Source organism: Streptomyces sp. NPDC059256, from assembly GCF_042753785.1.
Taxonomy (GTDB): Bacteria; Actinomycetota; Actinomycetes; order Streptomycetales; family Streptomycetaceae; genus Streptomyces.
Window position 1 is genome coordinate 21,154 of the sequence record NZ_JBHYZO010000014.1, and the last position, 23,841, is coordinate 44,994.

A 23,841-nucleotide genomic window follows, 5' to 3' on the forward strand; every position below is an offset into this window, starting at 1 on the left:
CATGTCGTGCCCTCCCCCGATGGTCCGATATCCCTGGGTCCTACGCTCCAACGCTAGGAAAGACCCCACCCGTTGTATGGAGCACGTGCTTCGGTCAGGAATTCTAGCGCAGGGCAAAGCACAGCAAACTTACTGAACATCACCATAGGGTGGGAAAAGTTAGTGAGCTGTGGTGCGCGGAGGGTGAACTCTCGTGGCGCTTCGGAGCGGACGACGATCCCGGAGAGCACCACTGGCACCATCTGACACAGCGTCCGACCCGCTGCACTGACCAGGCGTTCGGCCTCTGAGGGCAGGGGTCGAACCAGGGCTGTCCGATGATCCGTGGTGATCAGCCGGGTACTACGGGACAGCCCAGCCCCTATGGCTCGATGAGTCCGGCACGGATGGCATAGCGGGCGAGTTCCAGTCGGTCCTTGAGGCCGAGCTTTTGTAGCAGATTGGCCCGATGCCGTTCGACCGTCTTCACACTGATGACGAGGATGCCGGCGATCTCCTTGGAGGAGTGGCCTTCAGCGACGAGCTTGAGGATCTCCTCTTCACGGTCGGTGATGGCTTTCGCCGGTAGTGCGCCACCGTCCCGGGCATGGTCGAGGTAGCTGCGGATCAGCGTGTTGATGGCGCCGGGGTACAGGAACGGCTCGTCCCGCATGGCTGCACGGCAGGCTTCGACGAGGTCCCGGTCGGCGACGGACTTCAGCACATAGCCGGCGGCACCCGCCTTGAGGGCTTCGAAGAGGTACTGCTCGTTGTCGTACATGGTCAAGATGAGGATGCGCAGCTCCGGCTGGAGGCGGGAGAGCTCACGCGCGGTCTGGAGACCGGTCAGACGCGGCATGGCGATATCGAGGATGGCCAGGTCCGGGCGCTCCTCGCGCGCCATCTCGATGGCTTCGGCGCCGTCGCTCGCCTCGGCGACGACGGTCAGGTCGGGTTCGTTGTCGAGGATGAGCCGCACCCCACGCCGTACGAGTGCGTGGTCGTCGGCGAGGAGGATGCGGGTCCTGGCTTCCTCGGGCGCGGTGTCGGCGGGCATGGTGTGGTCAGGCATGGTGTGGTCAGGCATGGTTCAGTCGCTTCCGTTTGCGGCGTTCGCGATGGGTACGACGAGACGCACATCCGTGCCACCCCCGGGACCGGGCTCAAGGTGCAACTGCGCCCCGATGAGCAGGGCACGCTCACGCATGCCGCGGATGCCCGCGCCTTCCGGGGCACCTTGGAGCCCCCGACCGTCGTCGCAGATCCGTAGTTCCACTCCGCCGTGGATCCGACGGAGCGTGAGTTCGACGTGCGAGGCCCGGGCGTGACGTACGGTATTGGTCAGACTCTCCTGGGCGACCCGGTACAGGACCAGTTCGACGTCCTTTCCCAGCTCCGGCAGGTCCATCTGGAGTCGGCGCCCGACCGTGAGCCCGCCGTGGGACGGAACCTCGTTGACCAGCGATCTGAGGGCGCTGACCAGACCGAGTTCATCGAGGACGCCGGGGCGCAGCCTGCGGGCGATGCGACGGATCTCGTCCAAGCTGCCCCGTGTCGTCTCCTGTACGTGGAGCAGTTCCACCCGAACGCTGTCCGGAGCCTGGTCCGCGACCCTCTTCAGTTCGAGGAGGACGGCGGTGAGGGTCTGGCCCACCTCGTCGTGCAGTTCCTGAGCGATGCGGCGGCGCTCCCCTTCCTGTGCGGACAGGGCACGGGCGCTGCTGGTGGCCCGTTCGGCCTCCAACCGGTCGAGCATGCTGTTGAAGGTCGTGATCAGCTCGGCGATCTCGCCGTGTCCGGTGGCGGCAGGCCGGGGTGCGGGGCGCAGCAGGTCGAGCGTGGCCATGGTCCGGGCCAGGCGCTGAAGCGGGGAGAGGCCGAGCCGCAGGAGCGCTGCGTTGGCGATGAGCATGATGGCCAGGCCGGCGCTCAGGATCAGTGCTTCGGCGAGGACGACCGGTGTGGAGACGGTGACGGGTCCCAGGAGCAGAAGCGCGGTGGCCAGGGTGAGCACTGCGGCGTTCAACAAGAAGATCCGCCAGAACAACGAAAGGGCCGAAAGCGCAGCCGGTGACGACTGTGGCATCAACGACGACAGCGACGACAGCTTCGACGACAAAGAAGCGAACACGGACACGGCGGTGCCCCCTCCTCTCCATTGGGTGTCTCCACTATGGCCCCTACCTGCAGCAACGGCTCCCCCACCCCCTGACCGACCCTTCGGGCCGTCCGGCCAGCGTGCCGGTCGGCATGGTCCGTGTCCATCCGTGGCACCACCCATCCCTCCCCGGAACGAACCCGCTCTACATGGTCGCCGCCGCGGAGATGGGTGGTGCCACGGATGGTGTCGACCATCGGCCTCAGGGATCGTGGGAGCCAGCGGATGACCGGCACCCCGTGGGGCGGCCACCGCGGGCATCGCACGGCAGGCCCGGGGTGGAAGGCTGCCCGGTGTGAGGCGCTCACCGCGGTATGAAGGGTCGGGCGGACGAGGCGTTGGCTGCGACCCTGCCGCAGTCCGGCAGGGGAGTTCCGGGCCCGTCCCTGTCGTAGGGAGGAGGCATCATGGCCAGGAGCGGAAACGACCCCCTGCATGACCTCGCGCACCGAATGAGGTCCGAGGATCCGCGGTTCGCCCGGGCGATGGACCGCGGGGAGCCCTGCCGCCCCCGGGAGTACCGGCACCGATCTGCCTGGTTGCTCCTGGCCGCCGCCGGCGTGTTGTTCGGTGTCGGGGTGGTCATCAGCGACGGGCTGCTGATTGCTTCCGGGCTGGTGGTGGCGGGTGCCGCCGGCCACCTCTTCGATCCCCAGCGCGATCGCCCCGGTCTACGGCGGCCGAGCTAGTCGGGCGCTCGGGGGCCTGTATCAGGCGCTCACGGGTGGGCCGAGGGCAGTGTGACGCGAGTACGAGCGGTGGGTCGCCCCCAACGGCGGCGGCCCCGACGGTCATCGGTCGGCCAGGGGCATGTGGTTCGGCGGGGTCGAATTCCGCCGAACCAGCACCATCAGGCTTGCTGTGCCGTGTGGAGGCGTCGGACCTGCGTCGCGATGAGCTGGCGGGGGAACGCCTCCTGCGCATTGTGGAAGACGGCGATGACCGCACCGGTCCGGACCGCCGTCCTGTAGCTCGTGTGGTCCACCGCGCCTGCGGTGCCCGGCCGGACGGGCATGGCCTCGGTGCTCATGGGCATGGACTGGCGCAAGCTCACCGCCTGGTCGCCCAGCTTGAGTGGTTCCTCGGTGGTGACGGTCGTCCAGAACCGTCCGGTCCAGCCTTCTCCTTCGTAGGATCGGCACTCGGCTGCGGCCTTCTCCAACCGGGTGAAGGCTCGCCGCGCCTCCTCCGGGGAGCGATAGGCGGAGATCGTCGTCCCACCTCCTGCGCTGTCCGCCCACTGGAAGCTCTGGCTGACCACAGCGACCGCCTCCTTGCCCTGGAGCACATCGATCAGTGGATGGCACTCGGGTTCCGACACCGGGGGAAACGGCTGTCGCTCCTTTCCTGGTGGGAGCTCCTGCACCGGTGGCGCTTGATCGCTCATCAGGTCGGGCACCTCGCCCTTCCTCAGTGTCAGCTCGGCCAGGCGATCCGCGGTCAGGGGCGCTGCCGGTACGCGCGCAGCTGCCTGCGTCCCCGTATCAGGAGCGTCGGTCCTTCCCTGCTTCGCATCGCCCGTGGAACACCCCGACACCGCGACTGCCGCCATCAGCACCGCACTCCACCGGGCCCGTAGCGACGACCGGGAACGCATCATGTTCTTCCTCCTCCGGGCACCGCCGTCCTGCCGACCACCACCGAGCGGTTGCACTGGTGCACCGCCCCAGGCAGGCACCGGTCGCCACTGCACAACGCGCCCCGGGGGAATCCTGGACGAAGGCCCCTTTATGCACACGGAGATGGGATGCTAGCGCAGAGCTCTTCCTCACTGGGCATGGGAGTCGGAACCACACTGGGTGGGGCCGTTCTGCACAAGCTGTCCGCCGGGTGCCCGGGCCGCGCGGGACCCGGGGCACCTGCTCTCCGTCGGACCTCGCTAGGGCTGCGGGCTGCGGTGCAGTACGGCGAACAGCCCGCGGGCGCGGCTGCCGTCCGGCAGTTGCCAAGAACCCTCCACGCTGCCGCTCGCATCCTCGACGGACGACGACGAGCCGTCAGGGGCAGGGCGTAGGACCCGGTGCAGGCGGAGGAGGCTGCCGGACGGTGCGGACAGTTCGGTACCGCCTCGGTCGTCGGTGACCGTGGCCCCGAAGTCTCCGGGAACGGGGCCTTCTCCGGTGTAGGAGCCGAAGACGTCGTGGTCGGGGGTGTCGCTGGTGTTCTGGTCCTGGGCCCCGACACGGCCCTCGATCAGGGCGAGCAGTTGGGTGACCGCCACTGGGTCGTGGCAGGCGTCGTAGGCCCAGCGCCGGCCGAGGACACCGTGTTCCATCGTGCCGACGAGTGCGTTTTCCGCTTCTTCGAGCGGGGCGCCGCGATAGGTCAGTGGGACGAGGTAGTCGGTCGGTCGAGGTCCCACCGCGTCGGTGACCACGATGAACTCGATACCGACCTCGCCGCTCGGATCGTCCAGTCGGAATCCGCCTGCCTTGGCCAGCTTCGGTTCGCCCGCATCTCCGCGGTACCACGGTCGCGTGGGCAGCCAGTGAGTGAGCAGTTCCAGCTTGGTCGGCTCAAGGACGGTGTGGTGAATGACGGCCATGCCGTGGTTTCTCTTCCGTCGATCGGATGGGTGTCCGTACACCTTCCCATCCGGCGCGGTGCGATGCGGGGTTCCCCTCCCGTGGGCCGTACTCCCCCGTACGGCCGACAACGGCTCGCTGGAACCCTCCGATGTGGGTTCCAGCGAGCCGCCGCTGTCAGCCGTCGTACCGCTGTGCAGTGATGCAGTGATGCAGTGAGATCTACTTGCCGAAGAAGGCGTCGTACACGGTCACCTGGTGGGAGCCGCCCTGCTTGTCGGTCACTCGGGCCCGCAGAGTGATCGACTTCCCCTTGGCCGGGTTCTTCACCACTGCCTTGCTGTTGGTCACCGTGAGCTTCCGCCAGGTCTTGCCACCGTCGTACGACGCGTGCGCGGTCAGTGACTTGACGTTGCCCTTCGCCGCCGCTCCCTGGATCTGGAGGGGAATGGACTGCGTGGCACCCGCCGGGGCGGTGCTGTCCAAACCGACCTTGGCATCGGCGAAGCGTACGGTCGAGACCGGCAACATCACCTCCTGGTCAGTGGGCGCCGCGCCCGCGCTGAAGGCCCATTCGGCATCGATCCGGCTGCTCACCCGTGCCATCGTGACATCGCGCAGGACCGATGTCGTGAGTTTGAACTGACCGGCCTCCCGGCCGATGGGCAGGAACGTCCCGCTGGTCAGTTCGTCGGCACTCTCACCGATCTTCACCCCGTTGCGGTACAGCGTGGTCTTCGCGGATTCGATCGAGGAGGATCCGGTGTGACCCCGGCCGTCCGCGAACTGGGGCATCACGGCGAACAGATGGCCCCCGAAGCGCCAGAAGCCCGACCTCGCGTCGATCTGCGGACCGAAGACCGCGGTGTTGAAGGTCTCCTGATGGGCCTTGCCCACGCGATAGGTCTTGGGTTGGGACGACATCATGACGTCGATCACATAGGAGCCGTCGGGGTCGACGTCGGTGTTCTGGCCGACGTAGAAGTTCCACTTCGCCTTGTCACCGGTGGAGACGTACATCGTGCGGGTGTCCGGCAGGGGCCGCGGGATGCTGAAGCCGACCATCCCCCAGTGGCTCCCCTCGAAGTGCGCGGTCGGCTCCACGGTGCCCTTCTTGCCCTTGGCCGAGGCACCGATGCCGACCTTCACCGCCGCGAACTCCGCTGCCTTGAAGTCGCGCTCGTAGCCGGTGGCGACCTTCTTCACCACACCGCCGGAAGCAGCGTTGTACTCGGTGCGGGCGTTCTTGCGCCAGTTGCCCGCCCACACCTGGTGCAGGGACCCGTCCGTGATCTGCGGGCCGAGGTGGGCGACGCGCAAGGCGTCGAACGAGACCACGTCGTAGAAGACACCGATGCTCTGCCCGACAGCCCCCGTCCGCGTGTACTCCATCATTCCGGCTGCGAGTACGGCCTTCCGGTCCGGCACGGTGAGCTTCACGGGCTTGGCCCGGCGGGCGTCGAGTGTGATCGACTGCGCCTTGTCGATCACCAGTTTCGGCTGGAGGAGCACATCGAGCCCGCTGGCGGGCTTGTTGGCGTCGACGGGAGCCTGTGCGTCGAGAACGTACTCGCCCTTGGGCATGCGCACGGTGAGGTCACCGGACGACGATTCGACGAAACTCGGCACCGGGGCGATGGTGAGGGGAAGCAGCGTCGATGTGAAGTGCTTGCTTGGCTTGCCGTCCCGTCCGATGTGCTTGAAGGCGACGTCGTACGATTCGACCTCGCGCTCGATGGCCGCGGTGGACCGGACGGTCTGGCCTCCCCCGGACGCGACGACAGCGGCTGCGTAGTGGCCGTCATCGCTGCCCCGCCGGGTGTCGGCGGTGAGATCGACCGAGGCCGTGCCCCCGGCCGGGACGGTGATCCGGTTCGTACCGAGGGTGAAGAAGCCGGCGGGAGCGGGCTGGTTCCGCGGACCGTAGCCGGTCACCGCCAGGTCCAAGGCGATGTCCGCCGTGCCGCTGTTGCGGTAGGTGATCTTGTTGGAAACCGGAGTGTCGTCGGTGTGCGGCCACTGCTGGACGCCGAAGTCGAGGGAGCTCTCATCGGGCACCACGGTCTGGGTGACGGCCCGGTCGACGGCGATCCGGCCGGTGCCCTGCTCATGGGGGGTGTGTCCGACGTCCTTGGCGGACGAGGCGAGCGCGTTCTTCAACTCCTTCGCCTTCCACCCGGGGTGCTGCTGTTTGAGCAGGGCTGCCGCACCGGCGACGTGCGGCGTCGCCATCGACGTACCGGACATGGCCGTGTATCCCGTGTCCCCCGGGGATCCGGTTCCGGCCGCGGCTGCGGCGGAGATGTCCACTCCCGGTGCTGCCACATCGGGTTTGATCCTGCCGCCACCGACCCTCGGGCCGGTGCTGGAGAAGGGGGCGAGCTTGTCCTGAGCGTCCACGGCACCGACGGTGAAGGCACCGTCGGCACTGCCCGGTGAGTCGATCGCGTTCGGCCCGACGTTGCCCGCCGCGACGGCGAAGAGCACACCCGTCTCGGCCGAGACCTTGTTGATGTGCGCTTCCAACGGGTCGATGTCCGAGGTGTCCCGGCCACCGAGACTGAGGTTGACGATGTCCGCGCCCTGCGCGACCGCCCACTCCATGCCCGCGATGATCCCGGAATCGCTGCCAGCGCCATGGTCGCTCAACACCTTGCCGTTGAGGATCTCGGCCTGGGGTGCGACGCCGCGATGGGTTCCGTTCGACCTGGCCCCGCTGCCCGCGGCTATGGAGGCCACATGGGTGCCGTGGCCGACGCGGTCCTTGGTGTCCGGGGACTGGCTGAAGTTCTGGGCGGCGATCACCCTGCCGTTGAGGTCGGGATGGTCGGCGTCGACGCCCGTGTCGAGGACGGCGATCTTCACACCCTTGCCCTGGAGGCCGGACTGCCACGCCTTCGGTGCGCCGATCTGGCCCGTGCTCTTCTCCAGCGTGGCCTTGCGCAGGCCGTCCAACCAGATCCTGCTGATCCCGGACGCGGCCGACCGCGCCTGGCCGTCGGTCCCCTTGGTCAGGGTTCCCCACAGCTCGGGCGTGCTGGTCACCACGTCCGCGTTGAGGATCTTCAGCGAACGGTTGAGCTCGGTGCCATCGGCTGCCCGGACGGCCTTTCGCGCGTTCGGGCCGGCGGAGCCGCCGTACGCCACGATCAGTCGCAGCCCGTCCCGATGTGCCTGCCGGCTCTCCGGCCTGCTCAGCTCGGTGATGTCGAAGAGCCGTCGGTCCAACTTGCCTTCGGCGATCAGTCGACGGGCGTCATGGGGCACCACATAGGTGTGACCGCCCTCGGTGTACCTCTGTACGGATATGCCGACCCGGCCGTCCGCATGGTCGAAGCCGGTGACCTTGCCCTTGCCGTCCACCCTGACGCGGTCGCCGGTGATCAGGGTGACCCAGGTGGATCCGCCGGACGCCGGCCTTGCCTCTGCCGTACCCGGCGGCGGGGAAGCAGTGGCAGTGCCGGCCCCGGTCATCCCGGCGACCAGCGCCAGGGAGACCGCGGCAGTGAGCGCCGCCCCCGCGGCGCGCTGCTGTCTAGTGAACACATGCCCTCCAGTCGGAAGTTGAGCGCGCCCAAACGGCTGCGCTCACCAAGGGAGAAGTGGCATTCACGTGATGCGGGTTGGTCGGGAGATCACCAATGTCCAAAAGGGGCCGGCCCAAGGACGTATTCGGGCCGAAGTCCCGGACCCGGTGAACGAGCGGATTCGTCCTGGACTCTCTACTGAACGGAGGAATCTCGAAGCTATGAGGCAGCGGTGAACACCCTGGGAGCGCCTCGTTGGCCCGCCCGCGCAGGTGTGAAGCCGACCCGTTGCCGAGCAGTGCAGCGCCCAGTCGGCCATGTCGTCGGTCAACCGCTCTCCAGCCGTCCCGGGGTACCCATTCGGGGGCTCCGAGGCGCGGCATCCGCCGTCGAGTGGCATGCCTCGGTCATGCTGGCACGGGCACCAGGCGATGCTGTGCCCATGTGACCGAAGGAGAACCTCGATGCCCCATGACTCCGTTGCGAGATTCCTTGCCGCCTTGAGCCCCGAGGATCGGGAAGCAGTCGGGAAGCAGTCGGGCGCCGAGCAGGAGAAGCTGGCCGCCGCCTGGGAGGCAGAGTTGGCCGGGGACGATCTCGACACCTTGGACGAGCTGTCGCCGCCTGCGGCCGAGAGTGAGGCTGCGCGACGTGCTGTGGCCGGGACTGCGCCGGAAGCGGAAGAGACAACCGATTGAGTGGCTCTAGTCGGTTGGGAATCGACTTTCGGCCGTGGCGCTGACGGCGGTGATGAGGAGGGTGATAGCGACACCGCCGAGGATCGCGGCGGAAGGGCTTCCGTGTTCGAGGGCGGCGGCGGACAGGGACGCCGCGAGACCGTAGCCCACGCCCCCAACCGCGTACATGACGGAGTACGCGGCGGCGTGCGCGTGTGCGGGGAGGCGTTCGCGGAGGCTGAGGTTGCGGGTGACCATCACACCGGATTGGAAGACTCCGGCCAGGAGAAGACCGAAGGCGATGCCCACCGGGCCGGGTAGGACGGTGACCAGTACGAGGCACGCGGCAGTGAGCACGAGGAGCACCAGGCTCTGGGCGCGCAGGGAACCCGGCCAGGTCCGCGAGCCGTAGCAGAGTGCTCCGACGGCGCTGGCCAGTGCGAAGCCTGCGAGCAGCGGCCCCGACCATCCAACGGCGATCCGCTGTGCTTCGAGGAGAGCGGGTAGGACCAGTTCCGCCGTGGCCAGCATCGCCATGGAAGCGGCGCTGGTGAGATAGATGGGCCAGCCGGCGAGCAGGGTCCGCGTGATCGGCGCGGTAGGGCGCTCGGCGGGTTCCGGTTTCTCCGTCTCGGGAAGCCTAAGCAGCAGGATCGCCGCGGTGGCCGCGAGTATCCCGCCCAACACCAGCGGGGCTCCGGCATGGACCCGGAGAGCCAGGACGACGACCAGAGGAGGCGCCGAGGCCCAGGTGATCTGGGTCAAGGTGGTCTCGACGCTCAGTGCGCGGGTCACCGAATCATCGGCCACCAGTTGGGTGAGCATGGCTCGGATGCCACCGGGGCAGGCGGCGGGCGCGGCGCCTGCCAGGAAGGCAAGGCCGATCGGTAGCGGAGTGGGGGCGGCTATCGAGAACGGTAGGGCGCAGAAGGCTAACGCCCCGACGGTGAGCCCGGCGGACAGCCGTCGTCGCATCCCGCCTCGGCCGATGCGGGCCCCGAGTAAGGGGGCGCCGACCACTTCACCCACGACGTACGCGGAGGCCAGGCCCGCGCCGAGCGTGTAGCCGGCCGGGCTCTCCCGGCTCAGAAACACCAGGGCCAGCGGTGCCATGGCCACAGGGGCCTTGCTCAGGAGGGCGAGGAGGCCCCACAGCAGTAGTTCACGAGTCATCAGGTCGCGGTAGGGGGAGTTCGTTGCGAACAACTGGATCCGCCTTTCGCACGGAGGAATGCGAAACCGGTCCGCGACGGCCCTCCCTCGTCGCGAACGTGTTCCCTTCCCGGGCGGGCCCGTACGCGCGGCCAGTCATCGGCCAACTGTGCCGTCCACCGTGCTCACTCGACCGATGCCGGGCCTCGGGCTCGCGATGTGCTCGGGATCCCGAGAGTGGCCAAGGAACCGTGCGCCGAGGGGCGAAGCGTAGGGGCGTAGGGGCCAGTCAGGGCGTGCTGCGGTGTCACGGAGAGCGCAGTTCGTCGTCGAATCTTAACGAGACGCCACAGGCCGCCATGCGCCTTCGGCGGAGGGGCACACTTCCTTCACCCTCCCACAGCGGCACCATCGCATGGCGGCCCTGCGCACTCCCCGCGGGTGGCCGCCGCAGGGCGGCCTACGCACTCCCCCCGGGTGGCCGGTCCGGATCAACGACCGGTTCAATCCGGATCACGACCGCTTCGCGGTGAACGCGGTCGAACCCCCTGGTCGCAGCGACCGTCGAGACGGGGGATCGGGTACCGCGAGGCGTCAACTCGGCTTGGGCGTTGTGGTGTCGAAGAGTTCCGGATGCTGGGCGAGCGCCAGACGGGTCCGGCGGATGTGCCCGCGCATGACGAGGCCCGCCTGATCGTCGTCGCCTTCCCGCAGCGCACGGACCAGCATCCGGTGCTCGTCGTGGACGATCGCACTGCCCTGCTCGTCAAACAGACGCACAAAAGCGAGCCGGTACTGCTGGGTCATGTTCCACAGCCGGCAGACGAAGTCCGAAAGCACGACCGTCTCGGCCCCTGAGTAGGAGAGGTCATGGAACTCCCGGTCGAGATGGAGGAACTCCTCGGGAGTGCCCGCCCGTTCCATCCGGGACGCGAGGTCGTCCATCCGGTCGAGCTTGTCGGCCGTCAGACCGGGCCTGCTCGCCCGGAGCAGGAGCGGTTCGATCTGCTCCCGCAACTGGTACGCCTCTTCGCACTCGGCGAGGTTCAGTTGCGCGACCCAGGCCCCCGCGTTCGCCACGAGGGTCACCAGGCCGTCGGACTGCAGGATGTTCAGGGCACCACGCACCGGGATACGGCTGGCTCCGTAATTCGCCGCGACCTCCTCCTGGCGGATCCGGGTTCCGGGGGGCAGTTCCCCGGACAGGATCGCGGCACGGAGGCCGTCGGCGATGCGACGGCTCGCATTGCCGTGCCGTCCTGCGCCCGCCCCGCTCTCCCCGGGGAGAGCGGGGCGGGCGTCCTCGGGCGTGCTCGGGGTGGGCGTGGCGTTGTCGCTCACGGTGCAGGGCCTCCTCAGTCTGCTGGGCGCGTCGGGTTCCACAATGTCACTGGCGCACCCGCTTCATATGCCTTGCCCTGAGGAAAGCTGACCAACTCGAACTGCATCCCCCACGGAGAGAGGAAGTAGACCCAGCGCTGGCCCGCGCTGGCGTTGGCGCTCGCGACGGGTTCACCGAGGACCCGCACGTTCCGCGACTTCAGATAGGCGACCGCGGCGTCGAGATCGTCGACGTAGAACGCCAGGTGGTGGCCGCCGACGTCGCTGTTGCGGGGCTGCGGGAGCTGGCCGTCCGCGGCCTCCCACTGGAAGACCTCGAAGTTCGGCCCGATGCCACAGCGGTAGAAGTACAGCTTGCGCATGATCGAGCGCGGGTGGACGTTCAGCTGCTCGCTCATCCAGTCCCCGCGCTCATGCGCGAACGGACCGAGCTCGTAGATGCGCACGCAGCCGATGACGTCCGTGAAGAAGGCGTCCGCCTCTTCCAGGTCGGGAACGGTGAATCCGATGTGCTCGGTGCCTTTCAAGCCGGGCAGGGACATGTGCCTTCCTTTCCTCAAGCCTACGAATCCTCACCGTAGCATTGGATACAATGAGCGACCAGACTCCGACAATTTCTGGCACATGACACGACAAGGTATTGCGATTGGATCCTATTGGGTCTACTTTTGCCGCAGCTTCGACGGCGCGACGACGCGCTGTTGCGCCCGACCGCCACGGAGGAGCCTTGCCGCGCCAACGACGTTTGGAACCGATCCGCCCTTGGGTGGAGATCACCGCCACACAGGCCGACTGGGGAAAGGCCGATCCCGACCTGCTGCGCGGCATGCTCGCCCAGCTGCACCTCATCCGGGCCTTCGAGGAAACGGTGCTCGACCTCGCCGGTGAGGGACTCGTACACGGCCCCGCCCACTCCAGCATCGGGCAGGAAGGCGGTGCCGTCGGCTCAGGGATCGGATTGCGGACCTCCGACGGCATCAACGGCTCGCACCGCAGCCACCACCAGTTCCTCTCCAAGGCCCTCACCCATGTCACCAAGGGCGAGGTCGACCTGGAGAACCTCGTGGACGACAGCGTCCGCACGGTGCTGCGCCGCACGCTCGCGGAGATCCTCGGACTCGCCCAGGGATTCACCAAGGGGCGCGGCGGTTCGATCCACCTCCAGTGGCTCGAAGCCGGCGCCCTGGGCAGCAACGCGATCGTCGGAGGCGGCGTCCCGCTGGCCGCCGGCAACGCCTGGGCGCAGCGCCACTCCAACACCGACGACCTGACCGTCACCTACTTCGGCGACGGAGCGGTCAACATCGGATCGGTCCTGGAGACGCTGAACCTCGCGGCGGCCTGGGACCTGCCGCTGTGCTTCTTCATCGAGAACAACCTCTACGCCGTCTCGACACGGGTCGCGGAAGTCACCCGCGAAGACCGGCTCTCGGGCCGTGGACTCGGATTCGGCATTCCGTCGTGGCGGGTCGACGGGATGGACCCCCTCGCCGTACACCTCGCCATGACCCAGGCGGAGGAGGTCATGCGCGGTGGCGGAGGGCCGTGCATCATCGAGGCCGACGTCTACCGCTACTTCCACCAGAACGGTGGGTACACCGGCAGCGCCTTCGGGTACCGCACCAAGGAGGAAGAGGCGGCCTGGCGCGAACGCGACCCCATCCTGAAGACCGAGCGGGAGATGTCCCGCCTCGGGCTGCTCGACGGAGCAGCCGCAGCCGGGGTCCGTGAGCAGGCGCGCGAGGCGATGCGACAGCTCACGGAAGAGCTCGTCGAAGCCGATCCCGACAACCGGGGCAAGCGGCGGATCGTGCCGGCGCTCTGGCCCGACCCCGCGACGGCCAACGACGGTCTGCGCGGCGACGCCAGCGAGCTGGCCGGCGCCCGTACCCTCGACCCGGCGACATACGAGGGACCTGCCGAACAGAAACGATTTGTCACGGCGGCTTCCGATGTCCTCGGACGCCGGATGACTCAGGACCCGAGGGTCGTCGTCCTCGGCGAGGACGTGCACCGCCTCGGTGGCGGGACCAACGGCGTGACCAAGCGGGCACTACAGGTCGCACCCGATCGTGTACTCGGTACGCCGATCAGCGAGAACGCCTTCGCCGGCCTGGGCGCCGGACTGGCGCTGGACGGTCGGTTCCGGCCCGTCATCGAGTTCATGTACCCCGACTTCCTCTGGGTCGCGGCCGACCAGGTGTTCAACCAGATCGGCAAGGCCCGCCACATGTTCGGCGGCGACAGCGCCGTCCCCCTCGTGCTGCGCACCAAGGTGGCCATGGGTTCCGGTTACGGCTCGCAACACCTCATGGATCCGGCCGGAATCTTCGCCACCAGTCCCGGCTGGCGCATCGTGGCCCCTTCCACCGCGGCCGACTACATCGGGCTGTTCAACACCGCCATGGCCCTCTCGGATCCGGTCCTCGTGATCGAACACGTCGACCTGTACGGAGTGTCACAGGACGTTCCCGAGGGTGATCTCGACTACCAGCTGCCCCTGGGTGTCGCGGCTGTGCGCCGTACCGGCTCCGACATCACCGTGATCAGCTATCTGTCGATGGTGCACAAGGCACTCGAAGCGATCGAGAGCACCGGTGCGGACGCGGATCTGATCGATCTGCGCTGGCTCGACCGGGCATCGATCGACTGGGACACCATCGGTGCGAGCATCCGCAAGACGAACGCGGTGCTCATCGTCGAGCAGGGCGCACAGGGCACCTCCTACGGCGGCTGGCTCGCCGATGAGATCCAGCGCCGGTACTTCGACTGGCTGGACCAGCCGGTCGAGCGGGTCACCGGTGGTGAGGCGAGCCCCAGCATCTCCCGGGTGCTCGAAGCCGCGTCCATCGCACAGGTCGATGACATCGCCGCCGCGCTCCGGCGCAGCCTGGCCGCCATGGGAGGGAACTGATGGCCCTTGTCATTCGCATGCCCGAAGTCCTGACCGGCATGGCCGAAGCCATCGTGCTGGCCTGGCACGTCTCACCGGGCCAGGAGGTGGCGGTCGGACAGGCGATCGCGGAGATCGAGACCGAGAAGGCCGCGGTCGACTACGAGGCCGAGCAGGCCGGTACGGTCGCCGGATTCCTCGTCGAGCTCGGCACGCCGGTCACGGTCGGTACACCGATGCTCGTACTCGCCGTCGCAGGTGAGACGGCCGAGCAGGCCCTGGCCGAGTTCTCCGGTGGACCTGGTGCGTCTGGTACTTCTGGCACGTCTGGGGACGGTGAAGGTGACTCCCCGGCCGAGACAGCCACGGCTCCCGCCGAGGCATCGGCTGCCCGCGCTGACGCGCAGCACAAGGAGTCCACCGAGAACTCCGTGCCGGTGGCAGAGTTGCCGTCCCGGGAGCGTCTGTTCGCCAGTCCGCTCGTACGCAGGCTCGCCCGCGATCGGAAGGTGGATCTCACCACGGTGGTCGGCACGGGCCCCGGCGGACGCATCGTCCGGCGCGACCTCGACCGGTTCCAGGCCGACGAGGCACAGCAACCCGTTGCACCGCCCCTCACGCAACCGGCTGCACCAGCGGTCCGGCCCGAGGCCGTACCGTCACCGGCGACCGGCGAGGCGACCCGACCCGTTCCGCACCACGCGGACGACGGCGAGTTCACCGATGTGCCGCACACCGGTATGCGCCGTGCGATCGCCCGGCGACTCACCGAGAGCAAGAGCACCGTTCCGCACTTCTACATGGACATCGACTGCCGCGTCGACTCCCTGTTGGAGCTGCGTCGGACGATGAAGGCCGACAACGGCCCGGACACACCGACCCCGTCCGTCAACGACTTCGTCGTGAAGGCGGTCGCCGGCGCCCTCCGGGACGTACCCGAAGCCAATGCGATCTGGACGCCGGATGCGATCCGTAGGTTCACATCGGTCTCGATCGCGGTTGCGGTCGCCATCGACGGCGGCTTGGTCACCCCGGTCGTACGCAACGTCGACACCCGCTCGATCGGCGACATCGGCCGCACCGTCGCCGATCTGGCGGGGCGGGCCAGGGAAGGCCGACTGAGCCAGTCCGACCTCGAAGGAGGCTCGTTCACCGTTTCGAATCTCGGGATGTACGGGATCGAGCGGTTCGGCGCGATCATCAATCCGCCGCATGCGGGCATCCTCGCGGTGGGCGCGGCCAGGCGTCGCGCGGTCGTGGACGACGACGGTGGCATCACATCGGCCACGATCATGACCGTCACCCTCTCCGGCGATCACCGTGTCCTGGACGGGGCACTCGCCGCGCAATGGCTGGGCGCCTTCAAGGAACGCATCGAACACCCGATGCGCATCCTGCTCTGAGCCGGCATCCGCTCTGAGCCCGCTCCGAAGTCGGAGCACGTTGTTGGAGTCGACGCGTGCAGTCCCGCAGGGATCTCCCTGCGGGACTGCACCGCGTCGGCTCCATCCGTCCACGGGGTTCCGATCGATGTGACGGCCGGTCGTGCCATCGAACGAACCGTGTGCCACCGTCCGGCGAGACCCGATCATGTCCCGCACCATGGAACTGTCGGTCCTCGGAGCATCCGGCTGGTCGAAGACGATGAGTTCCGGGCGGCCCGACGGTCCACACAGAGAAAGCGGAGAGAGCCACCGACGACGACAAGGGGAATGCGATGCCCATCGTGACGCCCAATCTCTGGTTCGACACCCAAGGTGAGGAAGCAGCGCAGTTCTACGTATCGGTCTTCCCGAACTCGAAGATCACGAACGTCTCGCACTACGGCGAGGCCGGTCCACGCCCGGCAGGCACTGTACTGACGGTCGACTTCGTCCTTGATGGGCAGCCGTACACCGCGATCAACGGCGGCCCTGAGTTCACCTTCAGCGAGGCGATCTCGCTCCTGATCAACTGCGCCGATCAGGAAGAGGTCGACCACTACTGGAGCAAACTGTCCGACGGCGGCCAGGAAGGGCCGTGCGGCTGGCTGAAGGACAAGTACGGGCTGTCCTGGCAGGTGGCCCCCGCCGCACTCGGTGAGCTGCTCAGCGACCCCGACGAAAATCGCGCCCAGCGGGCCATGAAGGCGATGCTCGGCATGAAGAAGATCGACGTCGCCGAGCTCTACCGGGCGGCGGACGCCGAAGCCTAGGAAGCGGGCCTTCGTCCCATCAGCCTCAGAACTACTCTGGCCCCACCAGCCTCAAGGCTATGGGTGCAATGCGTCCGAGGGCGGTTTTCACCGGCCGGAATCCCTCGTCCGGCGCCACTCGCGCAGGATCTCCTTCACATCGAGACGCTTGATTCCCAGCGGTGGCCCCGGCGGAGGCATCAGCAGGAGATCAGTGATCTTCTTGTTGAGGTCCGACACCCGCTGCCGCACCTCCGCCTCACTCGTCATCCGCGAGAGGGCTGCCGGCAGATCCTCGACCTCCTTGCGGCACTCGATGACCGGAGAGAGGTAGGAGGCTCCCTCACGGGCCATCTTCGCCTTGATCCACCACATTTCGTCATACGGAGCACTGTCGTTCGGCAAGGGCTTCCCAAAACCGGGAAGACTCGCGAACTCGCCGCGCTTCTCCGCTTCATGGATCTGGTGGTCGACCCAGCCCTCGAAGGAGACACCGGGCGGCTTCCGTTGCGTCATACCACCATGATGCCAAACCACAACGGTCGTCGGTAAGGCGAAGTGAGCCATCACCGGGCCTCCGCACCGCCCTTCACCGGTGGTGCGCCCGGTGTGGAGCTCCCCGACGTACGGGGCGCCGTACTCATTTCCGAACTCGACGTCGGATCCGGCCGACCTCGCTGAAATGGACGCGCTCTGCGGCTACCTCAGGCAGGCCGATAGCCAGCTCCCACGGGACTGGCCCACCGTGCCACTGCGCAAGCCCCCTGCTGATGAGCGCGCAGAAGCGGCACGGAATCTGGATGCCTCCGACACTCTGACACCGGACCGGCGACTCCTTCGCGTACTCCTCGACGACGACCAGCAAGCCTTCGAGCGGGCTCTCGTGGCCCGACTCATCGAGCACCGCGAGAGCACGGGCCCCGATCCCGCCCCCAGAACCTGCTCCCGTTGGGCATCCTCGGTCTGGCCTGCCTGGCGGTTCACGTGCACGGATGGGGGTTGGACGTCAGGTCCGGCTATCTCCCGCACACGGTGCTGGGGTCGCCGGAGGCGCTGCGACGGGCAGCGGACACTGGTGAGAATCATCTGGGGCTGTGGGCGGCCAGGTAACCAGATCCCTCGATGGGCGGCCCTGTGCGGTCTGCCGAGCAGGAAGATGGTTCACCGCCGAACCTTGCGAGCGCGGAGCACGGAGCCTTCGGGAGTGCCCTTGGGGTGCGCCTTGCCTCGACGGGGATTCGCCGCGGCCGTTCGCTCCAGGGGCGATCGTCACCTACCCGGCCGATTGTCGTTAGACCCGGTGCGCGTACTTGTCCGCCGCCGGCTCATCGTGCCGGTCGGCTGAGGAGTGAAGAGCGCAAAGGGCGGAGCGTCGAGGTCTTCCGGCCTCGGACCGTCTGATGGAGCGTGAAGCACCGGGGGAGGAAAGCGTGGTCGTGTCGAAGGGCATGAAGGTTGCGATCATGACGGGCGCGGCGGCGGCGATCGCCTCAACGCCCCTGTACTGGCTGCTCGGCGGCCCCGATAGCGGTCGGTTGGTCGCCGCTTCTGTGCAGGGCGCCACGGGAGTCATCGCTCTGGTGTGGAGCCTGTTCACCTCTCCCGGTTCTCCCGAGCCCCGTACCGCGACGGATGCGGTGGACATCGTGAGCGGTTCGGGACGGGCAAGCGCGAGCGACGGAGGCACGGCGGTCAGCGGCGGAGTGCGCGGAAGCGTTGCCGACAGCATCCCGATGCGGGTGCAGGACTCCGGGAAAGTCACGGCAGAGGGGCCAGGCAGCTTCGCCTGCTCGGGTGTGTACTCCGCCGACAAGCCCACGACCTAGCCGGGAGTCTCGCGAGAAGGCACCGGACGCGCCGTGGTATCCGCACAGGAGGACCCGCCCGAGGAGAGTCGCCCCTTACCTCTGGGGCGCGGCGCAGTCCAACCCGGTGATGTTGATCCGACGGCCGGACCATCACTGATACGACCGCCGAACGAAACCCCCGTACAACAGGCCCGGGATACGGGAGACGCGTACGCGGGGCCCGGCGGCTTCGCCAACAGCGGCATCGTCCAACTCGTGTTGGACGCGAATGATGCCGAGCGCTTCAGTACGACGCTGGTGTGGAAGCTGCTGGAGGCCATCGATTCACTGGAGTCCCAATTGCGTGGGCTCGACGACGGGCCGGTGCCGAGCACACGGGGCTTGCGGACCGTCCAGTTGGAGCGGAACCAACTCCGACAGCGCCTTCGACGGGCCGAGTCACAGCTGAGACGGGCCAGAGCGGACAAGAAGCGGGCCAACCGGCTGCGGCACGCCGCTGAGCAGCGGGCGGAGAAGTGGGCCCTGGAGCACGCTCGAACGGGCCAGGTTCCCCGGGCGACGGTCCACCGGCCGAGGCTCATCGAGCCGGCCCTCCCGTCAAGTCCCTTCGGGGGTGACCACGACGAAGTGCTCCGGATCATCGCATGGGAGCTCGATGCCAATGCAAGGGAACTGGGCCGGCTGCGTGGGCTGCTGCGTGCAGGTCGGCGCAAGCGTCGTGCGGCACTTCTGATCGCGGCGGTGATCACGACCGTCATCGCCATCGCCCTCGTCGTCAGCGTGCCCTTCTCTGCAGAGCCGGGCCGTCAGGGGATTCGCGCACCCACGACCGGACCAGCCGACGGACTCACCACGACGATGTCCCGCTCCGCGTCCACGACTCCCCCACAAGCACCGCCGCGCCGACCCGCGCGCCCCCAGGACAACAAGGCCAGCACGGACGGCCCGGCCAGCGAGGCCACTGACTCACCCCGTCCTTCGTCATCACCTGCTGCGCCATCGAGGAAGTCCACCCCCCGACGACCGGTGCCGCGAGGGACCCCTTCCACCTCTGCGCAGTCCAACAGGCCGTCGAGCAAGATCTTCATCGTTCGGGGTCATCGGAATGAGATGAACGTCAACATGACCGGCTTCGAGCCGGACGAGGACATCATGATCTACGCATACACGGACACGGACACCACCGACGGTCCGTACGATCAGAGAATCCACACCATCGACGCCGACGGCACTCGCGAGTTCGGCGCCTTCCCCATGGAAGCCCCCGGCCGCTACTGGGTGGTCGCATCGGGGGTGAAGTCGAACGTCATCGCTTGGACCGGGTGAGGGGCACAAAGAGGTGCCGATGACCATCCCGACCCAGACGACACAGCGCACGGTGCACCGCATCGGGCCCGGGGTGTTGGCCCGGGCCCTCGGGCACCACGTCCATGCCCCGCACGCACAGGGGCACCACCGGAGCGGACCACATGGCGTGGAGGAAACGCCGGTCCGCTACTGGGCGTTGCCGACGGTGGTGTGTGCGGCGTTGCGGATCTGATCGGCGACGAGATCGGGGTGGGACATCATCGCCACGTGTGAGGATGCGACCTCGACCGTGTGGGACTTGGCCCTCGCAGCCTCAAACCGCTCCAGGTCGGGGGCGATGGCCTTGTCGTTCTTCGCGACGATGAACCAGGACGGAATCGTCCGCCATGCGGCGGCGGTCGCGTTCTGGCCGAAGCCCGCCTGAGCGACGGGGCGCTGCTCCACTGCCATGACCCGCGTCTGGGCCTCGGGAAGGTCCGCGGCGAACACGGCGTGGAACTTGTCGTTCTGGATGTACAGATCGGTGCCGCTCGTGGTGCCGTCGGTGTAGGGAACCGGGCGCAGCGCGGTACCGAGGTCACTGCCGGTGAACTTCGTGGACAGCGCGGCAGGGTTCTCGCCCACGTCCGGCATGAAGGCCGATACGTACACCAGGGCCTTCACGTTCTCGTTGCCGGCCGCCGCCTGGCTGATGACCGCCCCGCCGTAGGAGTGCCCGGCGAGCACGATCGGTCCCTTGATGCTCTTGAGGACGGAGGCGACGTAGGCGGAGTCGCTGAGGACGCCGCGGAGCGGGTTCGGAGGGGCGACCACCGGATAGCCGCGGTGCTGGAGCCGCTCGACCACGGCGTTCCATCCGGACGCGTCCGCGAAGGCACCGTGGACCAGGACCACGGTCGGCTTCACTCCCTGTGCGGTGGGTTCCGGGTTGCTAGCTCCGGAGGGGTCACCGCCGGCCATCGCGGGACCGGTCGCGAACACCGCTGCCGTCAGCGCGGCGGACAGAGCGGTCACGCGCACTATGCGGCGCCGCGCGCTGGAGGAGGGTGGTACGGGCATGGGGGGTCTCTCTTCTGCTGGGGGAAAGGCTGGTCCCACCTTCATTCGCGGCGCTGCTTCGCGCTCTCCGCGATGGGCGGGAGAGTGAACCGATCGGCCGTCCGGGTGACAGAGGTATGGACGCTCCCCAGGGCGGTGGGGCTGCCGGCCACCGGCGAGGCGTGTGCAGCAGGACGGGGACGATTTCAGCCACTCAGCCCTGCACAAGACATTCACCGCAACTGATTTCGCATCAGATGGGCCATTGAACAACGAATTTAGTTATTACAAAGCCGGTTATGTGCGGTATAGCATGCCCAACTAGCAATCCAGGTCCGGAATTCGCACATCTCTCATAGGGGTTGGGTATGCCCAGATTCAGTGATCGCGAGCTTGGAATGACCCGGAAAATCACCCGCAGGGACTTCCTGGACGGGGTGGCCGTCAGCACCGCCGGTGTTGCGGTGGCGGCAGCACTGCCCGGCGTCGCCCAAGCCGCACCGGGACCTCGCCATGACAAGGGCCACGGGCACGGACACGGTCACGGCCACGGTGGACACACGTCGTACCCACCCACTGAGACCGGCCTGAGGGGACAGCAGGCCGGTTCGTTCGAAGTCGCCCACTCGGTGCGCGACGGCAAGTTCGCCCCGGGCTCCATCAAGGACACGCGTGAGTCCTACGATCTCGTCGTCGTCGGCGCGGGACTGAGCGGGCTGGCCGCGGCACACTTCTACCGCAAGGCCGTCGGATCGCGCGCCCGCATCCTCATCCTCGACGCCCTCAACGACTTCGGTGGACACGCTCGGCGCAATGAGTTCCGCGTGGGCCGCCACACGCTGCTCTCCCACGGCGGCACCGTGAACATGGACACCCCCAGCACCTGGTCCCGCGAGGCGTACAGACTGGTGACCAGGGATCTCGGTGTCGACTTCAAGGCACTGGAAGCCACGGTCAAATCCGATGCCTACCAGCAGTACGCGCTGCGCAGTGGGACCCTCTTCAACTCGGAGCGCTGGGGCAAGGATCGGCTGGTGATCCGGGAGTCCGGCGAGTCCTGGGCCTCGTACGTCACCAAGCTCCCGATGAGCGATGCGAGCAGGGCGGCGCTCGTCCGGTTGTACACCACCACCGAAGACTTCTTTCCGGGAATGACGGACGCCCAGAAGAAGGCAGCGCTGGCCCGTACCCCGTACGAGAGCTATCTGCGCGAGAAGATCGGAATGGATACCGACGCGCTGGCAATCATGAGGCGTGGGACCAATGGGCTGTGGGGCGTCGATGTCGACCGCGTCGCCGCCGCCGACGCCTGGGCGACCGGGCAGCCCGGCTTCAACGGTCTCAATCTGGAGAGCACGCCCTGGCCAGGCGCCGGGTTCACACCTCTGATGCAGCTCGCGGCGACAGAAGGGGATGGCAACTACTACTTCCCCGAGGGCAACGCCACTCTGGCGCGGCTCCTCGTCAGCAAGTTGGTACCGGACGCCTTCAAGGACCGCCGCCTCGACTGGAAGGAGGCGCCCACGGCGACCGCCCGCTACGCCAACCTGGACGACTCGGACTCCTCGGTTCGGATCCGGCTGTCGAGCACGGTCTTCCAGGTCCGCAACGAGGGTCGACACGGCGCGACCGTCAGCTACTCGAAGAACGGGCGCAGCTACCGGGTGCGCACCAAGGGCGTTGTGATGGCCTGCTGGAACTCGGTGGCCTCCTACATCGTTCCTGAACTGCCCGCCGACCAGGTCCAAGCGATGCGCTACGGAGTGAAGGTACCGCTGGTCTATGCAAGGGTGGCGCTGCGTGACTGGCGTGCCTTCGCCACGGCGCGCGTTTCCCGGGTGAGCACCCCGTCCATGTACTTCAGTAGCTTCGGGCTTCCGACGGTGACCGAGATCGGCGACTTCAAGATGCCGCACCGCCCCGAGCTGCCGACCGTCATCGCCTTGTCCGCGACTCCGAACCAGCCCGGCCTCGGCGCGTGCCGCGAGCAGCACAAGGCCGGCCGACGCGCCCTGGCCAGGATGCAGTTCGAGAACTTCGAACGGGAGATCCGCGATTCCATGGCTCGCTCGCTGAGCGACCACGGATTCGATCCCGGCAAGGACATCACCGCCATCACCGTGAACCGGTGGGCGCACGGGTACTCCTACGAGTACAACTCGCTCGACGACCCGGCGCTGTTCGGACCCGAGAGCCAGCGGCCCTATGTCAAGGCCCGTCGTCCCGTCGGTCGGATAGCCATCGCCAACTCGGATGCCGAAGCCTTCGGCTACACCCACGCGGCCTTCGACGCGGCCTACCGCGCCGTGTCCCACCTGGTGTGAAGCACGCCGGGCCGTAGGGCATGGCCTTCGTGAGGGTGGCCTGGTCCGCATGGGGAGCGCCGTCGATGAGCGCATCCCCGAAGGGCCCGTAACAACGCGGAGACCTGCTCGCCATCGTGCCCCGGCCCGTCCTGATGGGCTGGGGCACGGTGGTGGTGGATGCGGCTCGGTCGCTCAGGCCGAGCCTTGCAGTCGGTAGTGCAGAAGGGTGGCTCCCGGCGTGGCCAGGACGGATTGCACCGTGAGGCCGGCGGTTGCGGCGAGGGCCTCGAACCCGGGGCGGGTGTGCCAGTGGATCACCCAGGGGCGATCGACGGTGGTACGCGCGCCGTCACCGCGGCGCTCGTAGCGCAATAGCGTCGTCTGCGTACGGTCGACATCGCTCCGCTCCTCGGACACCACCGACACGCGCAACTCGGCACCGTCGTCCGCGATGGCGGTGCGCACCTGACCGATCTGGTCGGCAGGAGTGGGCGAGGGGGTGAACAAGGGCACCAGGGCCGTCCCGCCTTCGGCGAGGTGATCGCGGATGCCGCGGAGGGCGGCCAGTGCGATGGTGTCGTCGGGTAGGAGATTGAAGGTCGGTCCGGCGAGGAAGATCGCACGGTAGCGATGTGGCAGATCGAGCGATTCCATCCGCTGGTGATGGACGACCACGTCGATGCCTTGCTCGTGCGACCGGCGACGGCACCGGTCCAGCATGTCCACCGAGGAGTCGACGCCCTCGACGTCCAAGCCACGGCGACGCAGGTCGAGCAGCGGATCACCGTCCCCGCACCCGAGCTCCAGGGCCGGAGCGCCGAGTTCCTGGATGAAGTCCGCGTAGGGCTCGGGGTCTTGCGACACCGATTTAAGCGGTCCGTATAGATCGGCGACGATGCCGGTGTAGAAGTCAGCTGGGTCCACGGTCAGCACCCTATGGTGCTCCGGCCTGGTCG

Annotated in this window: 20 protein-coding genes and 1 pseudogene; 10 read left to right on the forward strand and 11 right to left on the reverse strand. The window is 67.7% G+C overall.

Annotation, left to right across the window (positions count from 1 at the left end):
• Positions 1 to 361: 361 nt before the first annotated feature.
• Positions 362 to 1,066, reverse strand: coding sequence for a response regulator (locus ACFXJL_RS25340; RefSeq protein WP_384695938.1), 705 nt, complete (start codon positions 1,064 to 1,066; stop codon positions 362 to 364).
• 3 nt (positions 1,067 to 1,069) lie between these two features.
• A complete protein-coding gene (locus ACFXJL_RS25345; RefSeq protein ID WP_358880671.1) occupies positions 1,070 to 2,065 on the reverse strand; it encodes a HAMP domain-containing sensor histidine kinase in 996 nt (331 codons plus the stop codon).
• A 479-nt stretch (positions 2,066 to 2,544) separates the two neighbouring features.
• On the opposite strand from ACFXJL_RS25345, the gene ACFXJL_RS25350 reads away from it, so the two are divergent.
• Complete coding sequence (locus ACFXJL_RS25350; RefSeq protein ID WP_384695941.1) at positions 2,545 to 2,826, forward strand: DUF3040 domain-containing protein; 282 nt, start codon at positions 2,545 to 2,547, stop codon at positions 2,824 to 2,826.
• Between the two features lie 161 nt (positions 2,827 to 2,987).
• Here ACFXJL_RS25350 and ACFXJL_RS25355 read toward each other — a convergent pair whose 3' ends face one another.
• The 3 genes from ACFXJL_RS25355 to ACFXJL_RS25365 form a co-directional block, all read right to left on the reverse strand.
• On the reverse strand, positions 2,988 to 3,737 hold the full coding sequence (locus tag ACFXJL_RS25355) for a hypothetical protein (RefSeq protein ID WP_384695944.1): 750 nt from the start codon (positions 3,735 to 3,737) through the stop codon (positions 2,988 to 2,990).
• A 279-nt stretch (positions 3,738 to 4,016) separates the two neighbouring features.
• A complete protein-coding gene (locus tag ACFXJL_RS25360; RefSeq protein ID WP_384695947.1) occupies positions 4,017 to 4,682 on the reverse strand; it encodes a 1,4-alpha-glucan branching protein in 666 nt (221 codons plus the stop codon).
• Between the two features lie 202 nt (positions 4,683 to 4,884).
• Positions 4,885 to 8,208, reverse strand: coding sequence for a S8 family serine peptidase (locus tag ACFXJL_RS25365; protein ID WP_384695949.1), 3,324 nt, complete (start codon positions 8,206 to 8,208; stop codon positions 4,885 to 4,887).
• A gap of 445 nt (positions 8,209 to 8,653) precedes the next feature.
• Between ACFXJL_RS25365 and ACFXJL_RS25370 the strand changes: the two genes are divergently transcribed.
• A complete protein-coding gene (locus ACFXJL_RS25370; RefSeq protein WP_384635167.1) occupies positions 8,654 to 8,887 on the forward strand; it encodes a hypothetical protein in 234 nt (77 codons plus the stop codon).
• A 6-nt stretch (positions 8,888 to 8,893) separates the two neighbouring features.
• Here ACFXJL_RS25370 and ACFXJL_RS25375 read toward each other — a convergent pair whose 3' ends face one another.
• The 3 genes from ACFXJL_RS25375 to ACFXJL_RS25385 form a co-directional block, all read right to left on the reverse strand.
• Complete coding sequence (locus ACFXJL_RS25375) at positions 8,894 to 10,039, reverse strand: MFS transporter (RefSeq protein ID WP_384695952.1); 1,146 nt, start codon at positions 10,037 to 10,039, stop codon at positions 8,894 to 8,896.
• 573 nt (positions 10,040 to 10,612) lie between these two features.
• Positions 10,613 to 11,359: a GntR family transcriptional regulator gene (locus tag ACFXJL_RS25380; RefSeq protein WP_384635161.1), complete on the reverse strand. Its 747-nt coding sequence runs from the start codon at positions 11,357 to 11,359 to the stop codon at positions 10,613 to 10,615.
• 14 nt (positions 11,360 to 11,373) lie between these two features.
• Positions 11,374 to 11,901 carry a VOC family protein gene (locus ACFXJL_RS25385; RefSeq protein ID WP_358881898.1) on the reverse strand — a complete coding sequence of 176 codons (528 nt, stop codon included), beginning with the start codon at positions 11,899 to 11,901 and terminating at the stop codon, positions 11,374 to 11,376.
• A gap of 185 nt (positions 11,902 to 12,086) precedes the next feature.
• On the opposite strand from ACFXJL_RS25385, the gene ACFXJL_RS25390 reads away from it, so the two are divergent.
• The 3 genes from ACFXJL_RS25390 to ACFXJL_RS25400 all read left to right on the forward strand — a co-directional run bounded on the left by ACFXJL_RS25390 (position 12,087) and on the right by ACFXJL_RS25400 (position 16,446).
• The gene (locus ACFXJL_RS25390; protein ID WP_384635158.1) at positions 12,087 to 14,273 is read left to right on the forward strand and encodes a thiamine pyrophosphate-dependent enzyme; all 2,187 of its coding nucleotides are present in this window, start codon (positions 12,087 to 12,089) and stop codon (positions 14,271 to 14,273) included.
• Complete coding sequence (locus ACFXJL_RS25395) at positions 14,273 to 15,655, forward strand: dihydrolipoamide acetyltransferase family protein (RefSeq protein ID WP_384635155.1); 1,383 nt, start codon at positions 14,273 to 14,275, stop codon at positions 15,653 to 15,655. The genes ACFXJL_RS25390 and ACFXJL_RS25395 overlap by 1 nt, the downstream gene beginning before the upstream one ends.
• A gap of 314 nt (positions 15,656 to 15,969) precedes the next feature.
• Entirely contained in the window at positions 15,970 to 16,446 is a 477-nt protein-coding gene (locus tag ACFXJL_RS25400) for a VOC family protein (protein ID WP_384695956.1), read from the forward strand.
• Between the two features lie 87 nt (positions 16,447 to 16,533).
• On the opposite strand, the gene ACFXJL_RS25405 is transcribed toward ACFXJL_RS25400, so the two are convergent.
• A complete protein-coding gene (locus ACFXJL_RS25405; protein ID WP_358881901.1) occupies positions 16,534 to 16,941 on the reverse strand; it encodes a DUF1992 domain-containing protein in 408 nt (135 codons plus the stop codon).
• Between the two features lie 91 nt (positions 16,942 to 17,032).
• On the opposite strand from ACFXJL_RS25405, the pseudogene ACFXJL_RS25410 reads away from it, so the two are divergent.
• The 4 genes and pseudogenes from ACFXJL_RS25410 (at position 17,033) to ACFXJL_RS25425 (ending at position 19,773) form a co-directional block, all read left to right on the forward strand.
• Positions 17,033 to 17,535 (forward strand): annotated as a pseudogene (locus ACFXJL_RS25410) (immunity 49 family protein).
• A gap of 326 nt (positions 17,536 to 17,861) precedes the next feature.
• Positions 17,862 to 18,251, forward strand: a complete 390-nt coding sequence (locus ACFXJL_RS25415) for a hypothetical protein (RefSeq protein WP_384695959.1) — start codon at positions 17,862 to 17,864, stop codon at positions 18,249 to 18,251.
• A 237-nt stretch (positions 18,252 to 18,488) separates the two neighbouring features.
• Positions 18,489 to 19,559, forward strand: coding sequence for a hypothetical protein (locus tag ACFXJL_RS25420; protein ID WP_384695962.1), 1,071 nt, complete (start codon positions 18,489 to 18,491; stop codon positions 19,557 to 19,559).
• A 19-nt stretch (positions 19,560 to 19,578) separates the two neighbouring features.
• On the forward strand, positions 19,579 to 19,773 hold the full coding sequence (locus ACFXJL_RS25425) for a hypothetical protein (protein WP_384695965.1): 195 nt from the start codon (positions 19,579 to 19,581) through the stop codon (positions 19,771 to 19,773).
• On the opposite strand, the gene ACFXJL_RS25430 is transcribed toward ACFXJL_RS25425, so the two are convergent.
• Entirely contained in the window at positions 19,728 to 20,600 is an 873-nt protein-coding gene (locus tag ACFXJL_RS25430; RefSeq protein ID WP_384695968.1) for an alpha/beta hydrolase, read from the reverse strand. The two genes, ACFXJL_RS25425 and ACFXJL_RS25430, sit on opposite strands and share 46 nt — an antisense overlap.
• Before the next feature lie 377 nt (positions 20,601 to 20,977).
• Between ACFXJL_RS25430 and ACFXJL_RS25435 the strand changes: the two genes are divergently transcribed.
• On the forward strand, positions 20,978 to 22,903 hold the full coding sequence (locus ACFXJL_RS25435) for an NAD(P)-binding protein (protein WP_384695971.1): 1,926 nt from the start codon (positions 20,978 to 20,980) through the stop codon (positions 22,901 to 22,903).
• A gap of 174 nt (positions 22,904 to 23,077) precedes the next feature.
• Here the strand turns inward: ACFXJL_RS25435 and ACFXJL_RS25440 are convergent, their stop codons facing one another.
• Entirely contained in the window at positions 23,078 to 23,809 is a 732-nt protein-coding gene (locus ACFXJL_RS25440) for a class I SAM-dependent methyltransferase (protein WP_384695974.1), read from the reverse strand.
• Positions 23,810 to 23,841 lie beyond the last annotated feature (32 nt).

What these genes read in the sequence shown, in the direction of transcription:
- ACFXJL_RS25350 (WP_384695941.1), top strand. Translation starts at nt 2,545, where the DNA reads ATGGCCAGGAGCGGAAACGACCCCCTGCATGACCTCGCGCACCGAATG.
- ACFXJL_RS25430 (WP_384695968.1), bottom strand. Translation starts at nt 20,600, where the DNA reads ATGCCCGTACCACCCTCCTCCAGCGCGCGGCGCCGCATAGTGCGCGTG.
- ACFXJL_RS25425 (WP_384695965.1), top strand. Translation starts at nt 19,579, where the DNA reads ATGACCATCCCGACCCAGACGACACAGCGCACGGTGCACCGCATCGGG.
- ACFXJL_RS25360 (WP_384695947.1), bottom strand. Translation starts at nt 4,682, where the DNA reads ATGGCCGTCATTCACCACACCGTCCTTGAGCCGACCAAGCTGGAACTG.
- ACFXJL_RS25345 (WP_358880671.1), bottom strand. Translation starts at nt 2,065, where the DNA reads ATGCCACAGTCGTCACCGGCTGCGCTTTCGGCCCTTTCGTTGTTCTGG.
- ACFXJL_RS25370 (WP_384635167.1), top strand. Translation starts at nt 8,654, where the DNA reads ATGCCCCATGACTCCGTTGCGAGATTCCTTGCCGCCTTGAGCCCCGAG.
- ACFXJL_RS25385 (WP_358881898.1), bottom strand. Translation starts at nt 11,901, where the DNA reads ATGTCCCTGCCCGGCTTGAAAGGCACCGAGCACATCGGATTCACCGTT.
- ACFXJL_RS25375 (WP_384695952.1), bottom strand. Translation starts at nt 10,039, where the DNA reads ATGACTCGTGAACTACTGCTGTGGGGCCTCCTCGCCCTCCTGAGCAAG.
- ACFXJL_RS25395 (WP_384635155.1), top strand. Translation starts at nt 14,273, where the DNA reads ATGGCCCTTGTCATTCGCATGCCCGAAGTCCTGACCGGCATGGCCGAA.
- ACFXJL_RS25355 (WP_384695944.1), bottom strand. Translation starts at nt 3,737, where the DNA reads ATGATGCGTTCCCGGTCGTCGCTACGGGCCCGGTGGAGTGCGGTGCTG.
- ACFXJL_RS25405 (WP_358881901.1), bottom strand. Translation starts at nt 16,941, where the DNA reads ATGACGCAACGGAAGCCGCCCGGTGTCTCCTTCGAGGGCTGGGTCGAC.
- ACFXJL_RS25400 (WP_384695956.1), top strand. Translation starts at nt 15,970, where the DNA reads ATGCCCATCGTGACGCCCAATCTCTGGTTCGACACCCAAGGTGAGGAA.
- ACFXJL_RS25435 (WP_384695971.1), top strand. Translation starts at nt 20,978, where the DNA reads ATGACCCGGAAAATCACCCGCAGGGACTTCCTGGACGGGGTGGCCGTC.
- ACFXJL_RS25340 (WP_384695938.1), bottom strand. Translation starts at nt 1,066, where the DNA reads ATGCCTGACCACACCATGCCTGACCACACCATGCCCGCCGACACCGCG.